A 5,091-nucleotide genomic window follows, 5' to 3' on the forward strand; every position below is an offset into this window, starting at 1 on the left:
CAAGCCGTGGCGACGCGGGCGCCGCGCCGCTTGGTGGTGTCCGGCGGCGTGGTCGTGGCCCGCGATGACCGCGACGCGGGCCCGCAGGGCTGATCTTCCGAGTTCAGTCCAGGCCGAGCTGGGTCTCGGCCATTTCCACGAACGCCTGCATCAGTGCCGAACGCACGCCGGAGCGCAGCCAGATCGCGCCCACGGTGCGCACCGGGCAGGGCGGCGGCAGCGGCCAGCGCCTGACGGGGGCGGATGGCTCCCCTGTGGTAGCCCAATCGGGCAGCAGCGCCACGCCCAATCCTTCCGATACCAGCTTGGCGATGGAGTCGATGCCATCGAGCTCGAAGCGCACATGCGGCCGCAAGCTGCGCGCGCGCAGATAGTCGTCGGCCATCTTGCCGCCCACCACGCTTCGGTCATAGCAGATGTAGGGTTCGCGGGCGATGACCGCCAGCGGATCGCGCACCTTCATGTCGGCCGGCGTGACCAGCACCAGGGGTTCCTGCCGCAGGTCGCGCCAGGCGCAGGTCTTGGGTATCGCGAATAGCGGATGCACCAGCAGCGCGCCGTCCAGTTCACCCGACAGCACCTTGCCGTAGAGCAGGGTGGTGGGCGCGGGTTCTATATAGATTTCGATGTGGGGATGGCGCGCGGTCCAGGTGCGCAGCACGGGCGGCATGATGCCCGTCAGCGCGGTGGGGGTGGCGCCCAGGCGCAACGGGCCGGCGGGCAGCTCGGTGTCGGAGGCGGCGGAGCGCAGGTCGCGCACGTCGCGCAGGATGGCGCGGGCGCGCTCGAGGATCCGCATGCCCGCCTGCGTGGGTTTCACGGTGCGCCCGGAGCGCGCGATCAAGGCGCTGCCCATGTCCGCTTCCAGCGCGCGCAGGCGTTGCTGCACCGTGGCGGGCGTCAGCCCCTGGTGGCGCGCGGCCTGGGCGATGGAGCCCAGCTCCACCACGTGCACATAGGTTTGCAGAAAGCGGGAATCCACCGGCGCGAACCTCCTTAAAAGATGCTTTTTCCATATTCTAAAGATGGATGAAGATAATTGTTGTTTTCTTTGGCCGAGGCAAGAATACGGTCAGAGCGTTGAGGCCACGCACGCTGCGCCGGCCCCGCCCGACCATCCCGATTACCAAGGAGCCAGTTGTGCCCATCATTGAATCCATAGACGTGTGCGCCGCCGCGGTGCCGCTGGACAAGGTCACCTCGTTTTCGAACCGCAGCGTGTCGACGCGCCACTACGGCCTGGTGAAAGTCCGTTCCACCGATGGCGTGGAAGGCATCGGCTTCTGCTACGTGGGCAGCGCCGGCGGCGCCATATTCGAAGCCGCGGTGCAGAACCTGCTCGGCCCCGTGCTGCTGGGCAAGGATTCCCATGCCATCGAAGGCCTGTGGCAGACCATGTACCAGGAAGCGTTGCTGCAAGGCCGGCAAGGCACCGTGATGCGGGCGTTGAGCGCCCTGGACATCGCGCTGTGGGATCTGAACGCCAAGACTGTTGGCCTGCCGCTGCACAAGTACCTGGGCGCGGTCGAACTTGAAACCGTGCCGGCCTACGCCAGCGGCGGCTACTACCTGGACGGCAAGACGCCGCAGCACCTGGGCGAGGAAATGGCGAGCTACGTGGACAAGGGATTCCGCGCCGTCAAGATGAAGACCGGCCGCCTGTCTCCGGCCGAGGAAGAGGCGCGCCTGAAGGCGGCGCGCGAGGCTATCGGACCCGACGTCGAACTGATGATGGACTGCAACAACGCCTGGCAGGACGTGACCCAGGCCATGCAGTACATCCGCCGCTTCGAACAGTACGATCCGTACTTCATCGAAGAACCCTTCGGTCCCGACGACATCGACAGCCATGCCAAGCTGGCGCGCCTGACGCGCCTGCCCATCGCCACCGCCGAGATCGGCTATGGCCGCTGGTATCACAAGGAACTGCTGGACAAGGGCGCGGCCGGCATCCTGCAGACCGACGCCGCCGTCTGCGGCGGCATCACCGAATGGAAGCGCATCGCGGCCACCGCCGCCAGCTACGGCGTTGTGGTCTGCCCGCACTGGTTCCATGACGTGCACGCGCCGCTGGTTGCCGCGACGCCGAATGCGCGCTATGTCGAATTCTTCTGGGACGACCAGGTGCTGAACTTCCGCAGGCTGGTGGATCGCCAACTGACGCACAAGCAGGGACGCGTGGTGCTGCACCAGGAACCCGGCCTGGGCTTCGGCTTCGACGAGCGCATGGTCGAACGCTATGGCAAGTGGAGCCGCGTAGGCAAGTAATGGCGGGACGGCGGCCGGCATCGCTGCCGGCTGGCCGCGACGAGCCGCGCAGGAGCGCCGCAGCCAGGCCGCGCCAGACGGCCGGAAGCGGTGAATGCTGGCAGTGTTTCGATAACCAGTCGCCGGACATCGGACCGGCGCGCGAGGAGACAGCAATGCAACGTAGGCAATTCATGACTGGTGCCGCGGCGCTGGGTGCCGCGCTGGTCCTGCCGACGGCGGCGCGGGCGCAAGACCTGCCGCAGGGACCGGTCAAGATCGTGGTGGGCTTTCCGGCTGGTGGTGGCACCGACGTGCTGGCGCGCCTGCTGGGGCAGAAGCTGGGCGTGATGTGGAACATTCCCGTCATCGTCGAAAACCGCGCGGGCGCGGCCGGCATCATCGCCGCCGAGCAGGTGGCGCGCCAGCCCAACGACGGCAACACGCTGTTGATGGCGCATGTCAACAGCCACGGCATCGCGCCGGGCCTGCAGCCCAAGCTGGCCTATTCGGTGGAGCGCGACTTCACGCCCATCGCGCTGGTCGGCAAGACGCCCACCATCCTGATGGGCGGCGCCGCGCAGCCCGCCAAGACGCTGGCCGAGCTGGTCGCGCTGTGCAAGGCGCAGCCGGGCAAGATCGTGTTCGGGTCGGCCGGCAGCGGTTCGGCGCAACACCTGGCGCTGGAAATCTTCAAGGCCCGCGCCGGCATCGACGTGCTGCACGTGCCTTACAAGGGCTCGGCGCCCTTGATGAACGACCTGCTGGGCGGCCACGTGCAGTACTGCTTCGAAGGCATGACCACGGCCACGCCGCTGGTGCAGTCCGGCAAGGTGATCGCGTTGGCGCAGACCCTGCTGCAGCGCTCCAAGAGCCATCCCAACGTGCCGACCGTGGCGGAGCAGGGCTATCCCGGCTTCGAGGCCAGCATCTGGTTCGGCATGGTCGGCCCGGGCAAGATGCCCGCCGCCATGGTCCAGCGCATGAACCAGGACATCGACCGTGTCCTGGCGATGCCGGACGTGCAGGAAAAGCTGGCACAGGTGGGCGCGGAGGACGGCGGTGGCAGCGTTCAGCGCTTCGCGGACTTCATGAAGCAGGAGCAGCAGAAGTACGCCCAGACCATCCGCGACGCGAAGATCGTGGCTGAAGGCTGAGGCGTTGCCGGCGGGCGGAAATTGATGGAGACACTAGTCCCCCAAAAAGTGTAAAAGGATATAACCTCGCCAGTCGGCGATCCCAGGGGACGGCCTCGATGCCGCGCAAGTTTGTAATCGGCATCGCCATCGCACTCGCCGCCGCCGCGGCGTTGCTGCCCATCGGCTTCGCGCTGCACATGTCCTGGTCCCGCGCCGTCGCGGGCGAGCAGCGCTATCTGGATGATCAGGCCCAGCGCATCTTGACGGAAATCCAGGACCTGCTGGACCAGACCGTGGCTACGCTGCGCGACTTGGACGATCTGGCATTCGATCCCTGTTCGCCGCAGCACATCCGCCACATGCGGGCCCTGGCCCTGCGGGACCGGGCGGTTGACGACCTGGCCTATGTGGCGGGCGGAGTCGTCCTGTGCACCACCTGGGGCGTGCCCAGCTACGAAGAGCCGCTGGTTCCGGCCCAGGTCGAACTTGCCAACGGCGCGCGCCTGCTGCTGGACGCGGTGCCCGTCCTGAGTCCCGGCATCCGGATGGTGGCCGTGCGCCACGGCGATTACAGCGCCTTGTTCGAACCGGGCCGGTTCACCGAAAAAGCGGCTACGGACGGCGTCCAGCTCGCCGTGGTGCTGCCGGGCGTGGGCATGCTCGGAACCCGCAATGATCCTGATCTCGTGCTGGTGTCGCAGGCGCTCAACGGCGGCAAGCTGGACATCAACGAAGCCTATTTGAGCGCCGTCGCACGCAATGCGGATCTGGCCGTCGTCCTGCTCGAACCACAAACCGAAGCGCTGGACATGCTGCCGCGCGAGCGCCTGTTCTGGCTGCCCATCGGCGCGCTGGTCGCGGCCGTCATGATCGCGCTTGTGGTCTGGTTGTCGCGCCGGCGCCTGTCCATTGCGGGCGAACTGGCCGCCGGCATCAGGCGGCGGGAGTTCGTCGTGCACTACCAGCCCATCATCGATCTGCGCACCGGCCGCTGCATCGGCGCGGAGGCGCTGGTCCGATGGATAAGGCGCTGCGGCCCGACGCTGCGGCCCGACCTGTTCATCTCCATCGCCGAGGACAACGGATTGATGACCCGCATCACCGAAGAGGTATTCCGCCTGGTGATAAGGGATATGGAGGACCTGCTCGGCGAGGACCGCGGGGCGCACATCTCCGTCAACCTGAGCGCCAGCGACCTGAAGGACGGCCGGGCGCTGCGGGTGCTGCAGCGCATGCTCGAAGGCACGGCCATCGACCCTCGGCAGATCTGGCTGGAAGCCACCGAACGCGGCTTCATGGACGTGGACAAGGCCTGCAGCGTCATCGAACAGGCCCGGGCGCAAGGCCATGCCGTGGCCATCGACGACTTCGGCACGGGTTACTCCAGCCTGTCGTATCTGCAACGCCTGCCGCTGGATTCGCTGAAGATCGACAAGTCCTTCGTCGACACCATAGGCACCGATTCCGCCACCCACAAGGTGACGGACCACATCATCGACATGGCGAAGTCGCTGAACCTGCTGACCGTGGCCGAAGGCATCGAGCGCCAGGAGCAGGAAGATCACCTGAAAGCGCGCGAGGTGGATTTCGGCCAGGGCTGGCTGTACGGCAAGCCCATGCCGGCGCCGGAGTTCATCGCCTATTACAAGAAAAACGTGGCCAGCACGCCGCCGCCCAGCCGCCTGCCCGACGCGCGGGGCTGAGG

General features: G+C 66.9%; 4 protein-coding genes. 3 read left to right on the forward strand and 1 reads right to left on the reverse strand.

What is annotated here, in order from left to right; genetic code table 11:
- Positions 1–103 precede the first annotated feature (103 nt).
- On the reverse strand, positions 104–982 hold the full coding sequence (locus tag VIR09_RS17245) for a LysR family transcriptional regulator (protein ID WP_332013977.1): 879 nt from the start codon (positions 980–982) through the stop codon (positions 104–106).
- 158 nt (positions 983–1,140) lie between these two features.
- On the opposite strand from VIR09_RS17245, the gene VIR09_RS17250 reads away from it, so the two are divergent.
- The 3 genes from VIR09_RS17250 (at position 1,141) to VIR09_RS17260 (ending at position 5,089) form a co-directional block, all read left to right on the forward strand.
- On the forward strand, positions 1,141–2,268 hold the full coding sequence (locus VIR09_RS17250; RefSeq protein WP_332013978.1) for a mandelate racemase/muconate lactonizing enzyme family protein: 1,128 nt from the start codon (positions 1,141–1,143) through the stop codon (positions 2,266–2,268).
- Between the two features lie 155 nt (positions 2,269–2,423).
- Entirely contained in the window at positions 2,424–3,404 is a 981-nt protein-coding gene (locus VIR09_RS17255) for a tripartite tricarboxylate transporter substrate binding protein (protein WP_332013979.1), read from the forward strand.
- 98 nt (positions 3,405–3,502) lie between these two features.
- Complete coding sequence (locus tag VIR09_RS17260) at positions 3,503–5,089, forward strand: EAL domain-containing protein (protein ID WP_332013980.1); 1,587 nt, start codon at positions 3,503–3,505, stop codon at positions 5,087–5,089.
- The last annotated feature ends 2 nt before the right edge of the window (positions 5,090–5,091 follow it).

It is taken from the genome of Achromobacter sp. (genome assembly GCF_036567245.1).
In the GTDB taxonomy this organism is placed as follows: Bacteria; Pseudomonadota; Gammaproteobacteria; order Burkholderiales; family Burkholderiaceae_B; genus Achromobacter.

Coding starts and splice junctions, on each gene's coding strand:
- VIR09_RS17260 (WP_332013980.1), top strand. CDS start 3,503: ATGCCGCGCAAGTTTGTAATCGGCATCGCCATCGCACTCGCCGCCGCC.
- VIR09_RS17255 (WP_332013979.1), top strand. CDS start 2,424: ATGCAACGTAGGCAATTCATGACTGGTGCCGCGGCGCTGGGTGCCGCG.